This is a genomic window from Mangrovibacter yixingensis (genome assembly GCF_020523985.1).
Taxonomy (GTDB): Bacteria; Pseudomonadota; Gammaproteobacteria; order Enterobacterales; family Enterobacteriaceae; genus Mangrovibacter; species Mangrovibacter yixingensis.
Genome location: NZ_JAIVKM010000005.1, coordinates 130,544 through 150,816 on the forward strand (window position 1 = coordinate 130,544; position 20,273 = coordinate 150,816).

Consider the following 20,273-nt stretch of genomic DNA (forward strand, 5'->3'; position numbering starts at 1 on the left):
ATAATGGCTATTTTTTATGTATTCTTTAGACAATCCGGGCAGCGAGCACAGCGCGCTAACACGTTGCTTTCACTGGTAACTGTTCGATGAATACCCTGCTGTAGCGGCACCCCGCAAGGTGATTATTTAACCAACTTATCGCTCAACTATGGATCTGTCGCGGTGTGTACGGCATTATCAGCGGTTAGGTTTTTACCTATGGGATAAAAACAAAGCAGGAACATCCAATATAACAGGTGATACAGATTCATGGTAACTCCGACAAACACGACAACATTAAAAATTTACGGCATTAAAAATTGCGACACGATTAAAAAAGCCCGCCACTGGCTGGAAACACATCAGGTGGCTTATCAGTTTCATGATTACCGTACTGATGGTTTAGACGATGCGCTGTTGGATAGCTTTATAGCAGAACTGGGGTGGGAAGCACTGCTGAATACCCGTGGCACAACCTGGCGTAAGTTGGATGAAGCGCGCCGGGCATCAATTACATCTGCAGAGCCTGCAAAACAATTGATGAAAGAAATGCCTGCCATCATTAAACGTCCATTGCTCTGCGCCCCCGGTAAGCCTATGCTGCTGGGCTTTAGTGAAGAAAAATATCAGCAGTTTGTAAGTGAGGTGTAGTGCTATGTCTTGCCCGGTTATTGAACTGACTCAGCAACTTATTCGTCGCCCTTCCCTGAGCCCGGATGATGCCGGTTGCCAGGCGCTACTGACTGAAAGGTTGCGGGCAATTGGTTTTACAATTGAGCCAATGAATTTTGGCGATACCGAAAATTTTTGGGCCTGGCGTGGTGAAGGAGAAACGCTGGCTTTTGCTGGGCACACCGATGTCGTGCCTGCAGGTGATTTTGACCGCTGGATAAATCCCCCCTTCGAACCAACCATTCGTGATGGCATGCTGTTTGGCCGTGGTGCGGCAGATATGAAAGGTTCACTGGCGGCAATGGTTGTTGCGGCTGAGCGTTTTGTTGCTCAGCATCCTAATCATAAAGGCCGTCTGGCATTTATGATAACGTCTGATGAAGAGGCCAGTGCCGCTAATGGCACAGTAAAAGTCGTTGAGGCGTTAATGGCGCGCAATGAACGCCTGGATTACTGCCTGGTAGGTGAACCTTCAAGCAGCGAAGTGGTGGGCGATGTCGTCAAAAATGGCCGACGGGGCTCTCTGACTTGCAACCTGACAATCCATGGCGTTCAGGGGCATGTTGCTTATCCACATCTGGCGGACAACCCAGTGCACCGGGCAGCGCCCATGATCAATGAACTGGTAAATATTCATTGGGATGAAGGCAATGCGTTTTTCCCGCCCACCAGTATGCAGATTGCCAATATTCAGGCAGGCACAGGCAGTAACAACGTAATTCCGGGTGATCTGTTTGTGCAGTTTAACTTCCGTTTCAGTACTGAACTGACAGATGAAGACATCAAGCAACAGGTAACAGCGTTGCTCGATAAACACCAGTTGCGCTACACCATGGAGTGGTGGTTGTCTGGGCAGCCGTTCCTTACCTCACGCGGTAAACTGGTGGATGCGGTAGTTAATGCCGTCGAGCACTATAATGAAATTAAACCGCAGTTGCTGACCAATGGCGGTACATCTGACGGGCGTTTTATTGCGCGTATGGGTGCCCAGGTTGTTGAGCTGGGGCCGGTGAACGCGACCATTCATAAAATTAATGAATGTGTAAAAGCCTCGGATCTGCAGCTGCTTGCCCGCATGTATCAACGCATCATGGAGCATCTGGTTGCCTGACAGCACCAGCACTGAAAGAGGAACAAGCAATGGAATGGTTATCAAAATACTGGTGGATATTGGTACTGGTATTTTTACTTGGAGTGTTCATCAACGTTATCAAAGATTTGATGCGTGTTGATCACAAAAAATTCCTCGCCAATAAACCTGATTTGCCACCACATCGTGATTGTAATGACAAGTGGGACGATGACGATAACTGGCCAGATAAAAAAAGCAAATAAGGCTATCAGCCCTTGTTCAGGCAAGGGCTGATGTTATTCCAGATAACAAACAGCGATTAACGCAAACCAATAATATCGCCTTTGCCAGGCGATACGCTTAATGCGTCATCAAAATAACGGCGCGGGATGGTATAGCGCAAATGATCCAGTGCAAACTTCATACTGCGGTCGTCAATGGCATGCCCGAGTTCATCAACAATATCCAGCGTTACATCACCACCAGCATCCAGTAATGCAACATACCCACGCTGGGCCGTACGGACTTCAACCACATCGTCATATTCACCATGAATAAGGTGGATAGTGGTGTCTCGAGTCGCGTGTTCAGGGAGTAAAGCGAAGCGACCACTAAAACTGATAACCCGGCTGGCAAGCCCCGGCCGTGCTTTAATAGCTTCCAAAGCAATTGTCGCCCCCTGGGAAAAACCAATCAACGCAGTTGCTCCAGCATCAACGCCACTTTCACGTTGCCAGTATTGCACCTCATCGACTACTCCAGGTATCACCGCATCAATTTTGTCCTGTAATGTCTGTTCATCCAACTCATTTGCTGGTATATACCATGCTCTGCCGGGTGCCGGGCCACAGGCTAACGGCCCGGACAGGCTAACCACCAATGCTTCGGGGAAAACAGGTGCAAACCAGCGGCCGATTTCCGCCATGGATACAGGGTTATCACCCGCAGTATGAAACAACAGCAATAGTTGTTTTGCCGATAATGCGGGGCTTTGTACAACGACATGTTGATGTTTCATCCTGTTCTCCTTCGTCAATAAGCTGAGTTTACGCCACTCACAGACGATGACCATGGCTCTGTATTGAAGGACTTAGTCGAAAAATTGCAATTGCGCCAGCCATGCTTTTAAAGCATGTGCCTGCTTTTCATCGTACCAGAAGAGGATTTCCCCGGCTTCCTGCCGCTGTTGTACAAGCAAAGCTTTACGCCCGGTAAGCCCCAAAGACAGGCAAAGTGCAGCGACTGATTTACGTTCCTGCAACTCACCGCGTAATGCTGGTAATAATTCAGGGCACATATTGAGCGCCCGCATCAGGCTAGCCAGGCAAGACATTAACGGCCGGTGCCCCCAGGCAAAACCGGCCAGTTCACGCCAGTCGTTGGCGAATAGCTCACTGCCGGTATCTGGTTCACCTGGTAGTGGGAAAGGCAAGTAGGGTTGTAACCAGGCCTGGTTACGTGAAAGATGCCTGGATTCATTTGCAGCCAGTTCTTCTCCCGCCAGAGTAATTGGCAAAATCGCCATTGCCGTATAGCACCCACTGCTGGCTTCAAGGCTGGTTCCCAGGCGGGCTAAGCGGAAGCCGCAACGTGCCCAAAAGCGCCACAACTCTTGGGTAAAACCAAAGCTAACAGAAATATAATCGCAACCAGCCGGAACCTGGCGTTTTGCCTCAGCAATCAATGCCTGCCCTACACCGTTACGCTGAGCATCAGGATAAACAGCAATACGTGATACTCGCCAGCCCGTTAACATAGCGGCTTGAGGTGAACCCCCGTGAGCAGCCAGGGACTGGGCGACAAGGTTCCCTCGCGGGCGGCGAAATCCGGCCCAAACTGCTTCGCTTAACTTTTGAGATAACCCACCCTCTTTGACCAGCCAGGTTGCGCCGATGGGTTTTCCCCCAACGTTCGCGGCAATAACATGCTGGCCTGGCGCATCCAGTAGGCGGCGTAAATCCAGTGGCGAAGTACGGTAATGCGCACTGGACAATAACCGGTATACATCTGTCAGCTCGTCAGGTGAAACAGTGCAAAAATCTGGCCCAGAAAGCATATTGCCAGAAACTGGCGTTGTATCTGTGCCTGATTCATCAAACAACAACAGGCTGGAGACAAATTGCTCCAAAGGACAATCAGGGGCCCAGCGTACCGGCGTGTTCAGCACATAGCGGCGAGATACCAGCAACTGGCTACAGAGCTTGAGGATAAATCCCTGCCCGGTTCCTTCGTACCCCTGAACCGTACTGATTAGTAATACCCGTGAAAAACCTTTAATCATTGCGGCCAGTTGTGGCAAGGGAATGGCGGCGGCTTCATCCACCACCAGCCAGTCAGCATGCGGAGTTTTACCGGAATGAATTTGTTCCAGTAAGGCATCCGGGGCAATAAACGCCAGTGGTTTATGAGCATGCTCAGCCATAACATCAGTTGCAACTCTGGCTGGGGCGCTGACCAAAACGGAGCCTGGCCAGGCACGAATCAACATACCGGCAAGTGCCGATTTGCCTCGCCCCCGGCCAGCCGTTACCACTGCGACACCGGATTTCATCGCCAATAGTTCATCACGAATAGTTGCCTGTTCGCGAAGTGGTTCACCTTTTACCGGGTGCCAAAAATTCGCTGAATGATTCTCAGGGAAAACTAAAGGTTGCCCTTGCTGCCACACCAGCATCTCTGCCGACTGGCTTTGCAGCACAGTAAGAAAACGGGCAATAAACTGTGGAGAAGGAGTGGGCTGCTGCTGGTCGTTCCAGCGGAGGCTGTCGCTGTCAGGTAGATTCGGCCAACGAGAAAAAGGCGGCACCAACATGACCAGCCAACTGCCAGCACACAAGGTGCCAGCAAGAATGGCGAACGCTTCGGCATCAAAACCACGGCGAGCATCAAACACTGCATGATGAAACTCCCGGCCTAATAGCGTTCGCGCGTTACGCGGGCTACATGCCCGACTGGTTTTATCACTAAGCCATAACCAGTCACCTGGCAGGTGGTGTTGCAGGTGTATCGCCTGGTTTTCACTCCAGGTGTCATCGCCAGCCAATACCAGTAAACGGCGCTGGCCAGCTCGCGCCATGCGTTGCGTTAAAGCCAGACAGTTTTCAATGGGGGAAAGGTCTACCACGAAAGATTATATCCGGGTATTGCCAAATGTATTACATGTAGCTGGGTCACCACTTTTAAAACCGCGGTTAAACCAGGTATAACGCTGCTCAGAAGTACCATGAGTGAAGCTGTCTGGAATAACTCGCCCCTGATTTTGCTGCTGTAAGCGGTCATCGCCAATGGCTTGTGCAGCATTTAGCGCTTCCTGCAAATCGCCTGCTTCCAGTACCCCTTCTTGTTGCATTACATGGCCCCACACGCCTGCAAAGCAGTCTGCCTGCAATTCCATTTTCACCGACAGGCGGTTTGCCTCAACTTTTGTGGCGTGCTGCTGCAACTGGCGCACTTTAGCTTCCACGCCCAGTAGTTTCTGTACATGGTGCCCCACTTCATGGGCAATGACATAACCTTGAGCAAAATCCCCACCGGCACCCAGTTTCTGCTTCATATCGTCATAAAATGACAGGTCAATATAAACAGTAGTATCTGCCGGGCAGTAAAACGGCCCCATCACCGACTGCCCTGTTCCACAACCGGTATGAGTGGCTCCCCGGTACATAACAAGGCGTGGCGGCTGCCAGTTTTTGCCCATTTGCTTAAACAGGCCTTGCCAGGTGTCTTCTGTAGTAGCCAAAATAATCGAGGTAAATTTCGCGGCTTCATCCTGTTTGGCGCCCGTTCGCGCAGTTTGCTGCTGAGCCGGTTGATACACCGGTTCACCTGTTATCAACGCAGTAAGATCGACACCGTAATACCCAGCCACAGCAACCAGTACCAAAATAATCAGGCCGCTTTTCCCCCGGGGTAAACGCAAGCCCCTGCTCTGGTACGCAGAACTGCGTTGCTGATTACGCCTGTCTTCTACATTCTCGCTCTCGCGACGCCCTTGCCAACGCATAACAACCTCTTTTGGTGCGTATGAGATAACAAGATCCTGGATTATTTGGCCGGTGATTACCACTTAAAATAGACCAGGAAAAGGAAATGAAAGGCAGGGAAACGGAGGGTAGCAAAGCAGGCTGGCACAAAAGCGTGTACCAGCCTGCAACGGAAACGATTGCGTGGTTAGTCTAAATTAACACCCAAACGATGAGCGACTTCTTCATACGCTTCAATCAAACCACCAAGGCTTTGGCGGAAACGGTCTTTATCCATTTTATCCAGCGTATTTTTGTCCCACAGACGGCTACCATCCGGTGAGAATTCATCACCCAGTACAACCTGGCCTTTGAACAAACCGAACTCCAGTTTGAAATCGACCAAAATCAACCCTGCGTCATCAAACAGTTTTTTCAGGACGTCGTTGGCTTTGTAAGTCAACGCTTTCATCTGAGCCAAATGTTCTTTGCTCACCCAGCCAAAGGTTTCGCAGTAAGATTCGTTCACCATCGGGTCATGCATGGCGTCATTCTTAAGAAACATGTCGAACAGCGGCGGGTTCAGTTCAATGCCTTCTTCAATACCAAGGCGTTTTACCAGAGAGCCAGCGGCACGGTTACGCACAACACATTCAACAGGAACCATATCCAGTTTTTTCACCAAACACTCAGTGTCGGACAACAGCGCTTCCATCTGGGTTGGAATGCCCGCCTCTGCCAGTTTGGTCATAATGAAATGGTTGAATTTGTTATTCACCATACCTTTACGATCAAACTGTTCAATACGCGCGCCATCCCCTGCTGACGTATCATTGCGGAACTCGAGTACCAACAGATCCGGATTCTCGGTGCTGTATACGGTCTTCGCTTTGCCACGATACAACTCAGCTTGCTTTTGCATCTTTAATTACTCCAGGTTTAACGACCACTGAGTGGCCTGATGATGTTGAGCCAGGTAGCCAGACTCTTAACGCGAAATCAAGATACAAAGGGCCGGATAAACCGGCCCTTTCTATTACTTATTAAATGCGGCCTGGAAAACCGCCACCAACGCATCGTTTTGCGACTGCGTAAGTATGTGCCCTTTCGGGTCAGTAAACTGCAGGCTGCTACGGTTGTCTAAATCACCCACCTGGAGCTTGTAATCCCCAGAAGGCAAGTTTGGATCCCGTGCACCCAGTTCACGCCATGCACTGTCAGAAACTGGTTTGTATGTCACAGACAGGTTCCCCTGGGAACGTGTTCTGTCTGTTACTTTCATCCCCATTTTCCCCAGTGCAGCGGGCAGTTTATCCCAGACCATGTTGAATGGCGCACGCACCACCAACATAGGCAACCCGGTATCATCAGCGCCGCTTTGGACATCGATTTCCCGGATCCCATGGTTGTTGGCATTCAATTGCGCATTCTGAGACTGATCAACACCCGCTGCGATATTGTTCAGCATTTCGGTGCTGTAACGCTGCATAGATGCGGCATCTGCAACCGGCTTTTCATTTTGTTCAAGGTTAAGCAGGCGGACAACAACAGCCTGTTGGTAACCTTGCGGTTTCACACTGATTTGATAGCGACCACGATATTGTTCGTCTTCATCGGCACGATTCCACTGAACCCAGTCAGTGGTCAGGGTCTTGCTCGCATCATCACGCTTCATAATCGGGTAATTATGAGCCTGAACCGCGCTGACAACCTGCGCCCACAGTGCGTTATCGCTACCGCGTTCCACTAATAATGAGGCTGTGTCACCCGTGAACTGAGTACGCGCACCACTTACCAACGCCAATGGCTGTGCTGGTGGGCGAATATCCAGAGCCAGGCCTACTGCACCTTTGCTGTTACTTGCAGGAATTGTGTAATCACCGCTTTCAATTGGCAAAATCATGCCCGATGGCGAGTGCAATTCAGCAAGTGGTGTGGCAGAGAGGTAAACCTCATTGCCATTTACCTGGCGTTTATAACGGGAATCGGAACTACAGGCCGCCAACAGCATGACCAGCGAAAGGCTGACTACTTTGGCTACCTGTGATTTCTGTACTGAATAAGCCATCAAATCTCCCTAACGTTACAGCAAACCGGCATGTTTGAGTGCGTTGGTAATGACCGGAACACTGGCATCTGTCAGTGGTGTCATTGGTAAACGCATCGTGTCGGTTGCTACAAGCCCCAACTCCTTACAGGCCCATTTCACCGGGATTGGATTGGGTTCTACAAATAATTTATGGTGCAACGGCATTAAACGTTTATTGATTTCACGCGCCTGCGCAAAATGCCCTGCGGCAGAAAGGCGGCATACTTCTGCCATCTCGCGAGCCGCAACGTTAGCTGTTACGGAAATCACACCATCACCACCAAGTTGCATAAAATCAAGTGCGCTGGCGTCATCACCACTTAACAGGATGAAATCATCCTGAACCAGGTCTTTGATCTGGTTAACGCGACTTAAGTTCCCGGTTGCTTCTTTAATCCCGATGATATTTTTTATTTCAGACAAACGCGCCACCGTCTCTGGCAACATGTCACATCCGGTACGGGACGGCACATTATACAGAATTTGCGGCAAACTCGTATTTTCTGCGATAGCTTTAAAATGCTGGTACACACCTTCCTGAGTAGGACGGTTGTAATATGGCGTGACAGTCAGGCAACCAACAACGCCAGAATCGTTAAAGCGTTGCGTTAAAGAGATGGCTTCAGAAGTGGCATTGGCACCTGTACCTGCAATAACCGGTATTCGGCCATCAGCCAGTTCCAGTGTCAACATGACGACATCACCATGCTCATCATGACTCAGTGTGGCAGATTCGCCAGTCGTCCCTACTGAAACAATCGCCGACGTTCCGTTATCGACATGATAATCAACCAGTTTTTTCAGGCTTGACCGACAGACATTACCTTTAGCATCCATCGGTGTAATAAGCGCTACAAGACTTCCCGTGAACATTGCCCATCCTCTCCGCAAACAAGTGCGTCAATGGTACGTTTTGTAATGTCAGAAAAGCAAGCGCACAAAGGCTTATGCGCGGTTGTACACAGGTTTTTTTTGTGCTTTCCTAATGTAACTCCATCGTTTCGCAGGAAGATTCCGTTTGACGCCTTCATCACAACACTATCTGGTTATCACAGCATTGGGCACTGATCGCCCAGGGATCGTGAACACAATTACCCGCCATGTCAGCAGTTGCGGCTGTAATATCGAGGACAGCCGTCTGGCGATGCTGGGTGAAGAGTTCACGTTCATCATGCTGCTTTCTGGCTCCTGGAACGCAATTACGCTTATTGAATCGACCCTGCCGTTGAAAGGAGCCGAGCTGGATTTACTGATTGTAATGAAGCGAACAGTGGCTCATGACCGCGAAGCGATGCCATCAACCGTGTGGGTTCAGGTGGAAGTCGAAGACTCAGTGCATATCATTGAGCGCTTCACCGCTTTATTTGATGAATGGCACATGAATATTGCCGAATTAGTCTCCCGAACCCAACCCGCACAGGATAATTTGCCGCCACAGTTATATATTCAAATTACGGCGCACAGTCCGGCGTCGCAAAATGCATCAGAAATCGAGCAGGCATTCAAAGACCTGTGTACAGAACTCGATGCACAAGGCACTATTAACGTGGTGAATTACCAACAGCAAGATGAATAAAGACGGAGAGTCGTAATGAACCCACTGAAAGCCGGTGATACCGCACCGAAATTTAGTTTGCTTGATCAGGATGGCGAACAAGTAAATTTGACCGACTTCCAGGGACAGCGTGTTCTGGTCTACTTCTACCCCAAAGCAATGACACCAGGATGCACCGTACAGGCTTGTGGCCTGCGCGATAACATGGATGAATTAAAACAATTCAATGTTGAAATTTTGGGCATCAGTACAGATAAACCAGAGAAGCTTTCACGCTTCGCAGAGAAAGAACTTCTGAACTTTACGCTGCTCTCTGATGAAGACCACCAGGTTTGCGAGCAATTTGGTATCTGGGGAGAGAAAAGTTTCATGGGCAAAACCTACGACGGCATACATCGCACCAGTTTCCTGGTTAATGCCGACGGTGTTATTGAGCATGTATTTGATGATTTTAAAACCAGCAATCACCACGATATCGTGCTGGGCTGGTTGAAAGCCAATAGCTGATCCTCTCAGCGCCTGAATACATAATAAAGCCGGCATTAAGCCGGCTTTTGCTTCATTTAGGATTGTTTTTCAGGAAAGACGGTCTTCACGGTTCACACTCTCCGGCCACGCATGGACAACCGCTTTAATTAACGTTGCCAGCGGAATGGCGAAGAAGACACCCCAGAACCCCCAAAGCCCACCAAAAATAACTACCGAAAGAATAATCACTAATGGGTGCAGGTTCACTGCCTCAGAGAATAATACCGGCACCAATAAGTTGCCATCGAGCGCCTGAATAATCAGGTACGCCACGAAACAACTCCAGAATTCGGTACCCAGGCCAAACTGGAACATCGCCACCCCAACCACTGGCACAGTAACCACAAATGCGCCGATATAAGGGATCAGCACAGATACACCAACCAGCACAGCGAGGAGCAGCGAATAGTTCAGCCCAAATAGCAGGAAACAGATATACGACACAACCCCAACAATCACCATTTCTACCACTTTACCGCGAATGTAATTGGTGATTTGCTGGTTCATCTCTATCCATACCTGGCCTGCCAACCCCCGGTTTTTCGGCAGCACACGGCGCACCGCGTTAATCATCTGTGCCTTATCCTTCAACAGGAAAAAGACCATTAACGGCACCAGTACCAGATAGATGGATAAAGTGAGTAAACCCACTAAGGAAGCCAGCGAAAACTTCACGACAGAATCGCCAACCGTTATCATTCGGGCTCGCAGGTTTTCCGCCATCGCATCAATAATGCCAGCATCCATCAATGCCGGATAACGCTTGGGCAATGTTGCAGCGTAATCTGATAACTTATTGAGCATGCCGGGCATATCTCGAATCAAGTTAATACCCTGCTGCCACGCCACCGGGCCAACAAAAAACACCATAAGCAGCAAAATACCGGCAAACAGAATCAGCACAACCGATGTTGCCAAACGGCGTGAGCACCCCATCCGTTCCAGGCGTGTAGTGGGCCACTCCAACAAATAGGCCAGAACAATAGCGACCAGTAGCGGGGCTAGTAGACTATGAAAAAAGAATAAGATCCCAAAACCGAAAACTAAAATTACCAGCAATGCAATCGCTTCCGGGTCACTGAACCGGCGCCGATACCACTGCATTAACATTTCGAGCATAGCTTCCTTCCCTGTCCTCATTAGCAAAGCATCTGGCGAATTGTATCTAAATGTCACAAGAAAGACTTCGTTTTTTGTTTTTTTGCTCTGCACGATATTCTTTATATATCTATACAGTAGTGTTATGTAATTGCGCTTGTTCCCATAAATGACTGTGCGATACTGCAAGCGCCATCTGTCATGTGGCACAGGTAGAGTAGAAGACCTGATTACACCATAACAACAGGAAGAGAGTTATGTTCAGTGTGTTAAAAAAATCATTGGTTGCATCGCTGATACTTAGCATGCTTGCCGGGCAGGTTGCTCCGGCATTTGCCAGTGGTACCGATGATTTGCCTGATATGGGCACCTCAGCAGGTAGCACATTATCAATCGGCCAGGAAATGGAGATGGGGGATTACTATGTCCGCCAGTTGCGAGGCAGTGCACCGCTTATCAACGATCCGCTATTAAGCCAGTACATTAACAAACTGGGTATGCGCCTGGTTTCACATGCCAACTCAGTAAGAACGCCGTTCCACTTCTACTTAATCAACAGTGATGAACTTAACGCCTTCGCGTTCTTTGGTGGCAACGTTGTTCTGCATTCTGCCTTATTTCGTTTTTCAGATAACGAAAGCCAGTTAGCCTCTGTCATGGCGCATGAAATTTCCCACGTCACACAACGCCACCTGGCGCGTGCCATGGAAGACCAAAAACGCAATGCCCCCTTGACCTGGGTTGGTGCTTTGGGTTCTATTTTGCTGGCAATGGCAAACCCTCAGGCCGGTATGGCAGCCTTGACCGGTACACTCGCTGGCGCTCAGCAGGGCATTATCAGCTTCACACAACAAAATGAACAGGAAGCTGACCGTATCGGTATTCAGGTGTTGCAACGCTCAGGTTTTGACCCTCAGGCAATGCCTGCCTTTATGGAAAAATTGCTCGACCAGTCTCGTTATGCATCCCGTCCGCCAGAGATTTTGCTGACACACCCATTACCTGAAAGCCGCCTGGCCGATGCCCGTAACCGTGCCAACCAAATGCCGCATGTCGTAGTGCACTCATCAGAAGATTTCTACATGGCAAAAGCCCGCGTATTGGGTATGTATAATTCTGGACAAAATCAGTTGACCAGTGATCTGCTCGACAACTGGACAAAAGGCAATATTCGCCAACAGCACGCAGCACAGTATGGCCGGGCTATTCTGGCGCTGGAAGCCAATAAATATGCTGATGCCAATAAGCTTCTGCAGCCGTTACTGGCAGCCCAACCTAATGATCCTTGGTATTTGGATCTCGCGACTGATATTGATCTGGGGCTGAAGAAAACATCAGAAGCTATAGCCCGGCTACAAAAAACACCCGATTTACGTAATGATCCTGTGCTTCAGCTTAACCTGGCTAACGCGCTGATTCAGGGCGGGCAAAATGCTCAGGCAGCTCAACTACTCAACCGCTATACCTTTAGTAACCCCAACGACACCAATGGCTGGGATTTGCTCGCACAGGCAGAAGCAGCCTTGGGTAACCGGGATCAGGAACTGGCTGCTCGGGCTGAAAACCTGGCCCTCACCGGCAAAATAGACCAGGCCATAACGACCCTCAGCTCGGCGAGTTCACAAGTAAAACTGGGTAGCCTGCAACAGCAGCGCTATGACGCACGTATTGACCAGTTACGCCAGTTGCAGCAACGTTTTAAAACATATGAGAAAAGGTAAAACAGCACAATGAAACCAGCAGTCACTATTTATCACAACCCACGTTGTTCCAAAAGCCGTGAAACGCTGGCATTGCTGAAAGAAAAACAGATTGAGCCAGAAGTGGTGCTTTATCTGGATTCGCCGCCCTCTGCCAGCACAATAAAAACGCTGTTGGGCCAGTTGGGTATGGGCAGTGCACGCCAGCTAATGCGAACGAAAGAAGCGCTATATAAAGAACTTAATCTTGCTGATGAAACCAGTGAAGATGCGCTGATTGACGCCATGGTCAAGCATCCGAAGTTAATTGAGCGCCCAATTGTGATTAGCAACGGGAAAGCTCGGCTGGGCAGGCCACCAGAACAAGTGCTGGATATTATTTGACAGAGATTAACGCAGCGCATGGCGCTGCGTTTTACATTGGCATAGATAGCTATGTGGCGTTCGACAAGGCCAGGAATACTAACCGCAAATCAGGTACTGAAAAAACCTTTCCAGAACGGCCAGTCATAACTACAGATTGAGAATTTCTTTTACGAAAGGAATTGTCAATTTTCGTTGAGCAGTAATCGAGGCTTTATCCAGATGATCCAGTGTCTGGAACAGAGTGCGCATTTCCCGGTCAAGCCGTTTAAGCAGAAAACGGCCTACATCTTCAGGTAGTTCAAAACCACGCAACCGCGCCCGCAATTGCAAAGCCTGCAGTTTATCTTCATCAGAAAGGGGTTGCAGCTTGTAGATTTGCCCCCAATCCAGGCGCGAAGCAAGGTCGGCCAGTTGCAGGTTAAGTTGACGTGGAGGCCTGTCACCAGTAATAAATAAACGCGTTTTGCCAGATTCCAGAATGCGGTTATACAGGTTAAAAATAGCCATTTCCCACAGAGCATCACCAGCAATGCATTCAATATTATCAATGCAGACCAGTGAAAGTTGCTCCATGCCATCCAGCACTTCCGGCACAAACCAGGTGCGTTTATCCAGTGGTACATAACCCACCGCTTCACCACGCTGAGAAAGTTCCGCACATGCAGCGTGCAACAAATGGCTGCGCCCACCACCTTCTCGTGACCAAAAATAGATATACCCGCTATGCTCTTGCCGCAGCACATTTTGTACCGCTGCTAACAAAGAAGGATTATCGCCCGGCCAGAAACTTGCAAAAGTTTCGTCGTCAGGAAGATAGAGAGGCAAAGAGAGCTGTGCCGGCGTGTTCAGAAGGACCTCAGTTTCGGCTTACCAAAAAACAGATGCAGTGTAACACAGAACCCTGTGCCGAATGAACCGGGCAGCACAGGGCTGCCCATTATCTTATCAGGACTTCGCCGGGGCGTTATCATCGCCACTGTCGTCTTCAAAAACTTCTTCCGGGTGTATCACAGAGATTATTTTGAAAATCAGGCTCAGGCAGACACCTACTATCGTTGCCAGCGCCATACCTTTTAGCTCAGTCGCGCCAATATGCACTTTCGCGCCACTCACCCCGATTATCAAAATTACTGCAGTCAGGATAAGGTTTTGGGCTTTACTGTAATCCACTTTAGATTCAATCAGCACGCGGATACCAGATGCGCCAATTACGCCGTATAACAGCAGTGAAACACCGCCCATTACAGGCACAGGTATAATTTGAATCGCTGCAGCCAGTTTACCAACGCAGGACAACAGGATTGCGAACACCGCAGCACCGCCAATAACCCAGGTGCTGTAAACACGGGTAATAGCCATCACACCAATATTCTCACCATAAGTGGTGTTAGGCGTTGAGCCAAAGAAACCGGAAAGAATAGTAGATAACCCATTCGCCAGCATGGAACGGTGCAGACCCGGGTCACGAATCAAATCCTTTTTGACGATATTCGCCGTCACAACAAGGTGGCCAACATGCTCAGCAATAACTACCAGCGCAGCAGGTAAAATGGTGAAAATCGCAAACCACTCAAACTTGGGAGTATAAAAAGTTGGTAAGGCAAACCAGTGGGCTTCACGAATTGCAGTGGTATCCACAACCCCCATGGCAAATGAAAGTGCGTAACCCGCAAGCACACCAATCAGAATTGGGATAATGGCGAAAAAACCGCGAAACAGCACGGACCCAAGGATAGTTACAGCCAGAGTCGTAACCGAAATAATCACAGTGGTGCTGTCTGCGGGTTTACCATCTGCCGGTAATAACCCAGCCATATTTGCAGCCACACCAGCAAGTTCCAGCCCGATAACAGCAACAATAGCCCCCATCGCGGCCGGTGGGAACATCACGTCCAGCCACCTTGTTCCGGCTTCTTTCACAATCAGCCCAACAATACAAAACAGCACGCCGCACATAATAAAGCCACCCAAAGCCACTTCATAGCCTAAAGGCAACAACAGCAGAACAGGGGAAATAAATGCAAAGCTAGAACCCAGATATGCTGGGATTTTTCCTTTACAGATAAATATATAGAGCAGTGTCCCCACACCATTGAAGAGCAAAACGGTTGCCGGGTTAATATGAAACAGAATAGGCACCAGCACAGTTGCACCGAACATGGCAAACAAGTGCTGTAAACTAAGGGGGATGGTCTGCAACAACGGTGGTCTTTCGCTCACCCCGATAGCGCGGCGCGTCATAGTGTGTTCCTCAGTGATGTTATGTTGTGTAATTGCCTGGTGATTTCACCAAAAAAAAGCCGACTCATTAGTCGGCTTATTGAATAATTATTTCGTTCCAAAAATCTTATCGCCCGCGTCGCCAAGACCGGGAATAATGTAACCGTGCTCATTGAGCCCCTGGTCAATAGATGCAGTATAAAGCTCAACATCCGGATGGGCTTTCTCCAAAGCCGCAAGGCCTTCTGGCGCCGCCACCAGCACCAGCACTTTAATACTGTGGCAACCCGCTTTCTTTAACAGGTCAATAGTGGCAATCATCGAACCACCCGTTGCCAACATCGGGTCAACCACCAGCGCCATACGTTCATCAATGTTAGACACCAGTTTCTGGAAATAAGGAACGGGTTCCAGTGTTTCTTCATTACGGTAGATCCCAACAACACTGATTCGGGCGCTTGGTACATGCTCAAGCACACCTTCCATCATGCCAAGGCCTGCACGTAAAATTGGCACCACGGTAATTTTCTTACCTTTGATTTGATCAACGGTCACCGGGCCATTCCAGCCTTCAATGGTAACTTTCTCTGTCTCTAAATCGGCGGTTGCTTCGTAAGTCAGCAAACTACCTACCTCAGAGGCTAATTCCCGAAAGCGCTTGGTGCTAATATCATGCTCACGCATCAGACCCAGCTTATGTTTGACGAGTGGGTGTTTCACTTCCACAATCTTCATACTCTTTCTCCCCCAGACAGGTAGCAGCCACAAAAAAAATCGCCGGATTATACCGCTTTTTCCGAATGGTTCCACCTTTCACTCCCGGTTAAGGCTTGATCGGGATCAACTGCGGTGGAATTGCCCACTAGCAAAGATTTCTGCGTTCAGGTTTCAGAATAGGCTCGCAAACGTTTGCCTGCACTGTTAGAATTGCCGCGATTTTTAGCGCACTACCCGAACACGCCACATTTGTATGCGCAAGCTTGCCTGAATGCTGGCCTGGGTAGCGCACCAACCGCAACCGCGTGGGGACTTAGCAGTGACCGACAAAACCTCTCTCAGCTATAAAGATGCCGGTGTTGATATTGACGCAGGTAACGCTCTGGTCGACCGAATCAAAGGTGTCGTAAAAAAAACCCGCCGTCCTGAAGTTATGGGTGGCCTGGGCGGATTCGGCGCACTGTGCGCACTTCCTCAGAAATATCGTGAGCCTGTACTGGTTTCCGGGACTGATGGTGTTGGCACCAAACTGCGTCTGGCGATGGATTTAAAACGCCATGATGCCATTGGTATCGATTTGGTTGCTATGTGTGTAAATGACCTGGTGGTACAAGGTGCTGAACCCTTGTTCTTCCTTGATTACTACGCAACAGGCAAGCTGGATGTTGAAACTGCTTCTTCCGTTATCACAGGTATAGCCGAAGGGTGTCTGCAATCAGGTTGTGCCCTGGTTGGTGGCGAAACGGCAGAAATGCCGGGTATGTACCACGGTGAAGATTACGATGTTGCCGGTTTCTGTGTTGGCGTGGTTGAAAAATCAGAAATCATTGATGGCAGTAAAGTGGCTGACGGCGACGTTCTGATTGCGCTGGGTTCAAGCGGCCCGCACTCCAATGGTTACTCACTGGTACGTAAAATTGTTGAAGTCAGCGGTTGCGACCCATTAACCACTCAGCTGGAAGGGAAACCCCTTGCCGATCACTTGCTGGAACCGACCCGTATCTACGTTAAACAAGTACTGGAATTAATCAGCAAAGTTGACGTACATGCCATTGCCCACTTAACGGGTGGCGGGTTCTGGGAAAATATTCCGCGTGTGTTGCCAGACAACACTCAGGCCGTTATCAATGAGGCTTCATGGCAGTGGCCTGCTGTGTTCGGCTGGTTGCAACAAGCCGGTAATGTCAGCCGTCATGAAATGTACCGTACTTTCAACTGCGGCGTGGGAATGGTGATTGCTGTTGCAGCCGAAGATGTCGCGGAATCTCTGGAACTGCTACGTAACCTTGGCGAAAACGCCTGGGAAATTGGGGCAATTAAAGCATCCAGTGATGAACAACGTGTGGTTATTGCGTAATGAAAAAGATTGTGGTGCTGATTTCCGGTAATGGCAGTAACTTGCAGGCCATTATTGATGCCTGTAACCAGAACAAAATCAACGGCACCCTTTCCGCGGTATTCAGCAATAAAGCCAGTGCATACGGGTTAACCCGTGCAACTGAAGCAGGTATTCCGGCTTTATCTCTCGACCCTAAATCGTTTGAAAGCCGGGAATCTTTTGATAATGCACTGATGGCACAAATCGATGCTTATCAACCTGATGTGGTTGTTCTGGCCGGGTATATGCGCATTTTGAGCCCAGCCTTTGTGAGCCACTACATGGGCAGAATGATTAATATTCATCCGTCATTACTGCCTAAGTACCCAGGGTTGCACACCCACCGCCAGGTATTGGAAAATGGCGATAAAGAACATGGAACGTCAGTGCATTTTGTCACTGAGCAACTCGATGGCGGCCCGGTTATTTTGCAGGCGAAGGTGCCGGTTTTCGACGGTGATGATGAAGCTATTGTCACCGCTCGGGTGCAAGTTCAGGAACATGCCATTTACCCACTGGTCATTAACTGGTTTCTTTCAGAACGCCTGGTAATGCGTAGTAACCATGCATGGCTTGATGGCCAGTGCCTGCCTGCTCATGGCTATGCTGGTGACGAATAATCTCTGGCAGGGGTGCAGTTTCTAACCTCTGCTTAGTTTTACTGTTCCCCAGGCTTTCTCGTCAGGTTACTCTTTTTCTTCTGTTCATTACCTACTCAACGTGTTGTTTTTGCGCTTTTATTAGCCAATCAGGCAGCTCGCTTTCTTGTCATACTGATATGACATTATTGGACATTCCCGGACAAAGCTCGCCATAATGGTTGTTGGATGGTCAGGCGTGTCCTCTGTTTTATTTACCGGAGTTGAAGGATTCATGGGTCTGGAAAAGCTATATATTGATAAAGAACTGAGCTGGCTGGCTTTCAATGAACGTGTTCTTCAGGAAGCTGCTGACAAAAACAACCCACTCATTGAGCGCATGCGCTTTCTTGGTATCTACTCCAACAACCTCGATGAATTTTACAAAGTGCGTTTTGCTGAGTTAAAACGGCGCATTCTTATCAGCGAAGAACAAGGCAGCAATGCCCACTACCGCCACCTGATGGGCAAGATTCAGTCGAAGGTATTAAAAACCGACCAAGAGTTTGATGGCCTGTACAATGAATTATTGCTGGAACTGGCGCGCAACCAAATATTTCTCATTAATGAACGTCAGTTGTCAGATAACCAACAAGTTTGGTTACGAGAATACTTCAGGCAACATTTACGCCCTTATATCGCACCTATTCTTATCACCCGCGAAACCGACCTGGTGCAATTTCTTAAAGATGATTTCACCTATCTTGCTGTCGAAATAATCAATGGCGATGTGGTGAATTATGCACTGCTGGAGATCCCTTCCGATAAAGCGCCACGGTTCGTCAACCTGCCGCCGGAAACACCCCGCAGGCGCAAGCCAATGATCTTGCTGGATAACATTCTTCGTTATTGCCTGGATGATATTTTTAAAGGCTTTTTTGATTATGACGAGCTGAATGCCTACTCCATGAAAATGACCCGTGATGCAGAATATGACCTGGTCACAGAAATGGAATCCAGCTTACTGGAATTGATGTCCTCCAGCCTGAAGCAGCGCTTAACCGCAGAGCCTGTGCGTTTTGTTTACCAGCGCGATATGCCCGCGGAAATGGTGGAATTATTGCGCGAAAAACTCTCTATCTCGCGCTACGACTCCATTATTCCTGGTGGGCGTTACCACAATTTTAAAGACTTTATTGGCTTCCCGAATATTGGCAAACCCAACCTGCTCAACAAACCCCTGCCGCGCCTGCGGCATTTATGGTTTGATAAATTCCGTAATGGGTTTGATGCTATTCGTGAACGGGACGTACTGCTTTACTACCCTTATCATACCTTTGAGCATGTACTTGAACTTTTCCGCCAGGCATCGTTTGACCCTAATGTTCTGGCAATCAAGATAAATATTTATCGTGTTGCCAAAGATTCACGCCTGATTGATTCCATGATTCATGCAGCGCATAACGGCAAAAAAGTCACCGTAGTGGTGGAATTACAGGCCCGTTTTGACGAAGAAGCTAACATTCACTGGGCCAAAAGGCTTACTGAAGCAGGCGTGCACGTTATTTTCTCGGCACCCGGTTTGAAAATTCACTCCAAACTGTTCCTGATTTCTCGCCGTGAAGGTGATGAAGTGGTGCGCTATGCCCATATCGGTACAGGTAACTTCAACGAAAAAACGGCCAGGCTGTATACCGACTATGCCCTGCTCACTGCCGACCAGCGAATAACCAATGAAGTGCGCCGCGTATTTAACTTTATCGAAAACCCCTACCGCCCGGTGAATTTCGAGCACTTGATTGTGTCACCACAAAACTCCAGGAACATGCTTTACAAGCTGGTTGACCAGGAAATTGCCAATGCACAGCAAGGTATCCCTGCAGCCATTACACTGAAAATCAACAACCTGGTTGATAAAGGCCTGGTGGACAGGCTATATGCAGCGTCTTCAGCCGGGGTGAAAGTCAGTTTGCTCATTCGCGGAATGTGCTCATTAATACCTGATTTGGAAGGGATTAGTGAAAATATTCGGGTTATCAGCATTGTTGACCGCTACCTTGAGCACGACAGGGTCTATATTTTTGAGAATGGCGGTGACAAAAAAGTCTACCTGTCTTCTGCCGACTGGATGACGCGCAATATCGACTACCGTATCGAAGTGGCTGTCGCGTTGTTGGACCCGGTGTTGAAACAGCGCGTTCTGGATATTATTGAGATACTATTTAGTGATACAGTAAAAGCGCGTTTTATTGATAAAGAACTGAGCAATCGTTATGTTCCCCGCGGTAACCGCCGTAAGGTGCAGGCGCAACTGGCGATTTACGATTATCTCAAATCTCTGGAACAACCTGATTAATCT

At 48.9% G+C, this 20,273-nt stretch carries 20 protein-coding genes; 10 read left to right on the forward strand and 10 right to left on the reverse strand.

All coding sequences use genetic code 11. The annotated features are described in order from the left end of the window. Window positions 1–249: 249 nt before the first annotated feature. From LC084_RS16615 to LC084_RS16625, 3 genes are read left to right on the forward strand one after another with little or no spacing between them, the layout of a single operon-like run. Window positions 250–630, forward strand: a complete 381-nt coding sequence (locus tag LC084_RS16615; RefSeq protein WP_226572287.1) for an ArsC family reductase — start codon at window positions 250–252, stop codon at window positions 628–630. A gap of 4 nt (window positions 631–634) precedes the next feature. Then, window positions 635–1,762 (forward strand): succinyl-diaminopimelate desuccinylase, encoded by a 1,128-nt coding sequence (gene dapE / locus LC084_RS16620; RefSeq protein WP_226572288.1) that lies wholly within the window; start codon window positions 635–637, stop codon window positions 1,760–1,762. A gap of 29 nt (window positions 1,763–1,791) precedes the next feature. Next, the gene (locus LC084_RS16625) at window positions 1,792–1,986 is read left to right on the forward strand and encodes a YpfN family protein (RefSeq protein WP_226572289.1); all 195 of its coding nucleotides are present in this window, start codon (window positions 1,792–1,794) and stop codon (window positions 1,984–1,986) included. 56 nt (window positions 1,987–2,042) lie between these two features. On the opposite strand, the gene ypfH is transcribed toward LC084_RS16625, so the two are convergent. The 6 genes from ypfH to dapA form a co-directional block, all read right to left on the reverse strand. Further along, window positions 2,043–2,741: an esterase gene (ypfH, locus tag LC084_RS16630; RefSeq protein WP_226572290.1), complete on the reverse strand. Its 699-nt coding sequence runs from the start codon at window positions 2,739–2,741 to the stop codon at window positions 2,043–2,045. Between the two features lie 72 nt (window positions 2,742–2,813). Next, window positions 2,814–4,799 carry a tRNA(Met) cytidine acetyltransferase TmcA gene (locus LC084_RS16635; RefSeq protein ID WP_226572373.1) on the reverse strand — a complete coding sequence of 662 codons (1,986 nt, stop codon included), beginning with the start codon at window positions 4,797–4,799 and terminating at the stop codon, window positions 2,814–2,816. A gap of 54 nt (window positions 4,800–4,853) precedes the next feature. Continuing rightward, entirely contained in the window at window positions 4,854–5,726 is an 873-nt protein-coding gene (ypfJ, locus tag LC084_RS16640; RefSeq protein WP_226572291.1) for a KPN_02809 family neutral zinc metallopeptidase, read from the reverse strand. 167 nt (window positions 5,727–5,893) lie between these two features. Continuing rightward, window positions 5,894–6,607: a phosphoribosylaminoimidazolesuccinocarboxamide synthase gene (gene purC / locus LC084_RS16645; RefSeq protein ID WP_036116295.1), complete on the reverse strand. Its 714-nt coding sequence runs from the start codon at window positions 6,605–6,607 to the stop codon at window positions 5,894–5,896. A gap of 114 nt (window positions 6,608–6,721) precedes the next feature. Then, window positions 6,722–7,753: an outer membrane protein assembly factor BamC gene (gene bamC / locus LC084_RS16650; protein ID WP_226572292.1), complete on the reverse strand. Its 1,032-nt coding sequence runs from the start codon at window positions 7,751–7,753 to the stop codon at window positions 6,722–6,724. A 15-nt stretch (window positions 7,754–7,768) separates the two neighbouring features. Continuing rightward, window positions 7,769–8,647 carry a 4-hydroxy-tetrahydrodipicolinate synthase gene (gene dapA, locus LC084_RS16655; RefSeq protein ID WP_226572293.1) on the reverse strand — a complete coding sequence of 293 codons (879 nt, stop codon included), beginning with the start codon at window positions 8,645–8,647 and terminating at the stop codon, window positions 7,769–7,771. A gap of 145 nt (window positions 8,648–8,792) precedes the next feature. Between dapA and LC084_RS16660 the strand changes: the two genes are divergently transcribed. Together LC084_RS16660 and bcp are read left to right on the forward strand one after the other, a co-directional pair. Then, a complete protein-coding gene (locus LC084_RS16660) occupies window positions 8,793–9,350 on the forward strand; it encodes a glycine cleavage system transcriptional repressor (protein ID WP_226572294.1) in 558 nt (185 codons plus the stop codon). Window positions 9,351–9,365: 15 nt separating this feature from the next. Continuing rightward, the gene (gene bcp / locus LC084_RS16665; RefSeq protein WP_226572295.1) at window positions 9,366–9,836 is read left to right on the forward strand and encodes a thioredoxin-dependent thiol peroxidase; all 471 of its coding nucleotides are present in this window, start codon (window positions 9,366–9,368) and stop codon (window positions 9,834–9,836) included. Between the two features lie 69 nt (window positions 9,837–9,905). Here the strand turns inward: bcp and LC084_RS16670 are convergent, their stop codons facing one another. Next, window positions 9,906–10,976 carry an AI-2E family transporter gene (locus LC084_RS16670; RefSeq protein WP_226572296.1) on the reverse strand — a complete coding sequence of 357 codons (1,071 nt, stop codon included), beginning with the start codon at window positions 10,974–10,976 and terminating at the stop codon, window positions 9,906–9,908. A gap of 236 nt (window positions 10,977–11,212) precedes the next feature. On the opposite strand from LC084_RS16670, the gene bepA reads away from it, so the two are divergent. After that, window positions 11,213–12,676 carry a beta-barrel assembly-enhancing protease gene (gene bepA, locus LC084_RS16675; protein ID WP_226572297.1) on the forward strand — a complete coding sequence of 488 codons (1,464 nt, stop codon included), beginning with the start codon at window positions 11,213–11,215 and terminating at the stop codon, window positions 12,674–12,676. A gap of 9 nt (window positions 12,677–12,685) precedes the next feature. Beyond that, window positions 12,686–13,039 (forward strand): arsenate reductase (glutaredoxin), encoded by a 354-nt coding sequence (gene arsC, locus LC084_RS16680; protein ID WP_226572298.1) that lies wholly within the window; start codon window positions 12,686–12,688, stop codon window positions 13,037–13,039. Window positions 13,040–13,168: 129 nt separating this feature from the next. Here the strand turns inward: arsC and LC084_RS16685 are convergent, their stop codons facing one another. The 3 genes from LC084_RS16685 to upp form a co-directional block, all read right to left on the reverse strand. Then, window positions 13,169–13,870, reverse strand: coding sequence for a DnaA inactivator Hda (locus LC084_RS16685; RefSeq protein ID WP_072007010.1), 702 nt, complete (start codon window positions 13,868–13,870; stop codon window positions 13,169–13,171). A 96-nt stretch (window positions 13,871–13,966) separates the two neighbouring features. Continuing rightward, a complete protein-coding gene (uraA, locus tag LC084_RS16690; RefSeq protein ID WP_226572299.1) occupies window positions 13,967–15,262 on the reverse strand; it encodes a uracil permease in 1,296 nt (431 codons plus the stop codon). A gap of 87 nt (window positions 15,263–15,349) precedes the next feature. Continuing rightward, window positions 15,350–15,976 carry a uracil phosphoribosyltransferase gene (gene upp, locus LC084_RS16695; protein WP_226572300.1) on the reverse strand — a complete coding sequence of 209 codons (627 nt, stop codon included), beginning with the start codon at window positions 15,974–15,976 and terminating at the stop codon, window positions 15,350–15,352. Between the two features lie 301 nt (window positions 15,977–16,277). On the opposite strand from upp, the gene purM reads away from it, so the two are divergent. From purM to ppk1, 3 genes are all read left to right on the forward strand, one after another. Next, the gene (purM, locus tag LC084_RS16700) at window positions 16,278–17,315 is read left to right on the forward strand and encodes a phosphoribosylformylglycinamidine cyclo-ligase (protein ID WP_226572301.1); all 1,038 of its coding nucleotides are present in this window, start codon (window positions 16,278–16,280) and stop codon (window positions 17,313–17,315) included. Next, window positions 17,315–17,956 (forward strand): phosphoribosylglycinamide formyltransferase, encoded by a 642-nt coding sequence (gene purN / locus LC084_RS16705; protein WP_226572302.1) that lies wholly within the window; start codon window positions 17,315–17,317, stop codon window positions 17,954–17,956. Before purM ends, purN begins: the two co-directional genes overlap by 1 nt. 253 nt (window positions 17,957–18,209) lie before the next feature. Further along, window positions 18,210–20,270, forward strand: a complete 2,061-nt coding sequence (ppk1, locus tag LC084_RS16710; RefSeq protein ID WP_226572303.1) for a polyphosphate kinase 1 — start codon at window positions 18,210–18,212, stop codon at window positions 20,268–20,270. Window positions 20,271–20,273 lie beyond the last annotated feature (3 nt).

Coding starts and splice junctions, on each gene's coding strand:
- uraA (WP_226572299.1), bottom strand. CDS start 15,262: ATGACGCGCCGCGCTATCGGGGTGAGCGAAAGACCACCGTTGTTGCAG.
- arsC (WP_226572298.1), top strand. CDS start 12,686: ATGAAACCAGCAGTCACTATTTATCACAACCCACGTTGTTCCAAAAGC.
- ppk1 (WP_226572303.1), top strand. CDS start 18,210: ATGGGTCTGGAAAAGCTATATATTGATAAAGAACTGAGCTGGCTGGCT.
- purN (WP_226572302.1), top strand. CDS start 17,315: ATGAAAAAGATTGTGGTGCTGATTTCCGGTAATGGCAGTAACTTGCAG.
- bepA (WP_226572297.1), top strand. CDS start 11,213: ATGTTCAGTGTGTTAAAAAAATCATTGGTTGCATCGCTGATACTTAGC.
- ypfJ (WP_226572291.1), bottom strand. CDS start 5,726: ATGCGTTGGCAAGGGCGTCGCGAGAGCGAGAATGTAGAAGACAGGCGT.
- LC084_RS16670 (WP_226572296.1), bottom strand. CDS start 10,976: ATGCTCGAAATGTTAATGCAGTGGTATCGGCGCCGGTTCAGTGACCCG.
- dapA (WP_226572293.1), bottom strand. CDS start 8,647: ATGTTCACGGGAAGTCTTGTAGCGCTTATTACACCGATGGATGCTAAA.
- bcp (WP_226572295.1), top strand. CDS start 9,366: ATGAACCCACTGAAAGCCGGTGATACCGCACCGAAATTTAGTTTGCTT.
- LC084_RS16615 (WP_226572287.1), top strand. CDS start 250: ATGGTAACTCCGACAAACACGACAACATTAAAAATTTACGGCATTAAA.
- ypfH (WP_226572290.1), bottom strand. CDS start 2,741: ATGAAACATCAACATGTCGTTGTACAAAGCCCCGCATTATCGGCAAAA.
- upp (WP_226572300.1), bottom strand. CDS start 15,976: ATGAAGATTGTGGAAGTGAAACACCCACTCGTCAAACATAAGCTGGGT.
- LC084_RS16625 (WP_226572289.1), top strand. CDS start 1,792: ATGGAATGGTTATCAAAATACTGGTGGATATTGGTACTGGTATTTTTA.
- bamC (WP_226572292.1), bottom strand. CDS start 7,753: ATGGCTTATTCAGTACAGAAATCACAGGTAGCCAAAGTAGTCAGCCTT.
- purC (WP_036116295.1), bottom strand. CDS start 6,607: ATGCAAAAGCAAGCTGAGTTGTATCGTGGCAAAGCGAAGACCGTATAC.
- LC084_RS16635 (WP_226572373.1), bottom strand. CDS start 4,799: ATGGCGCGAGCTGGCCAGCGCCGTTTACTGGTATTGGCTGGCGATGAC.
- dapE (WP_226572288.1), top strand. CDS start 635: ATGTCTTGCCCGGTTATTGAACTGACTCAGCAACTTATTCGTCGCCCT.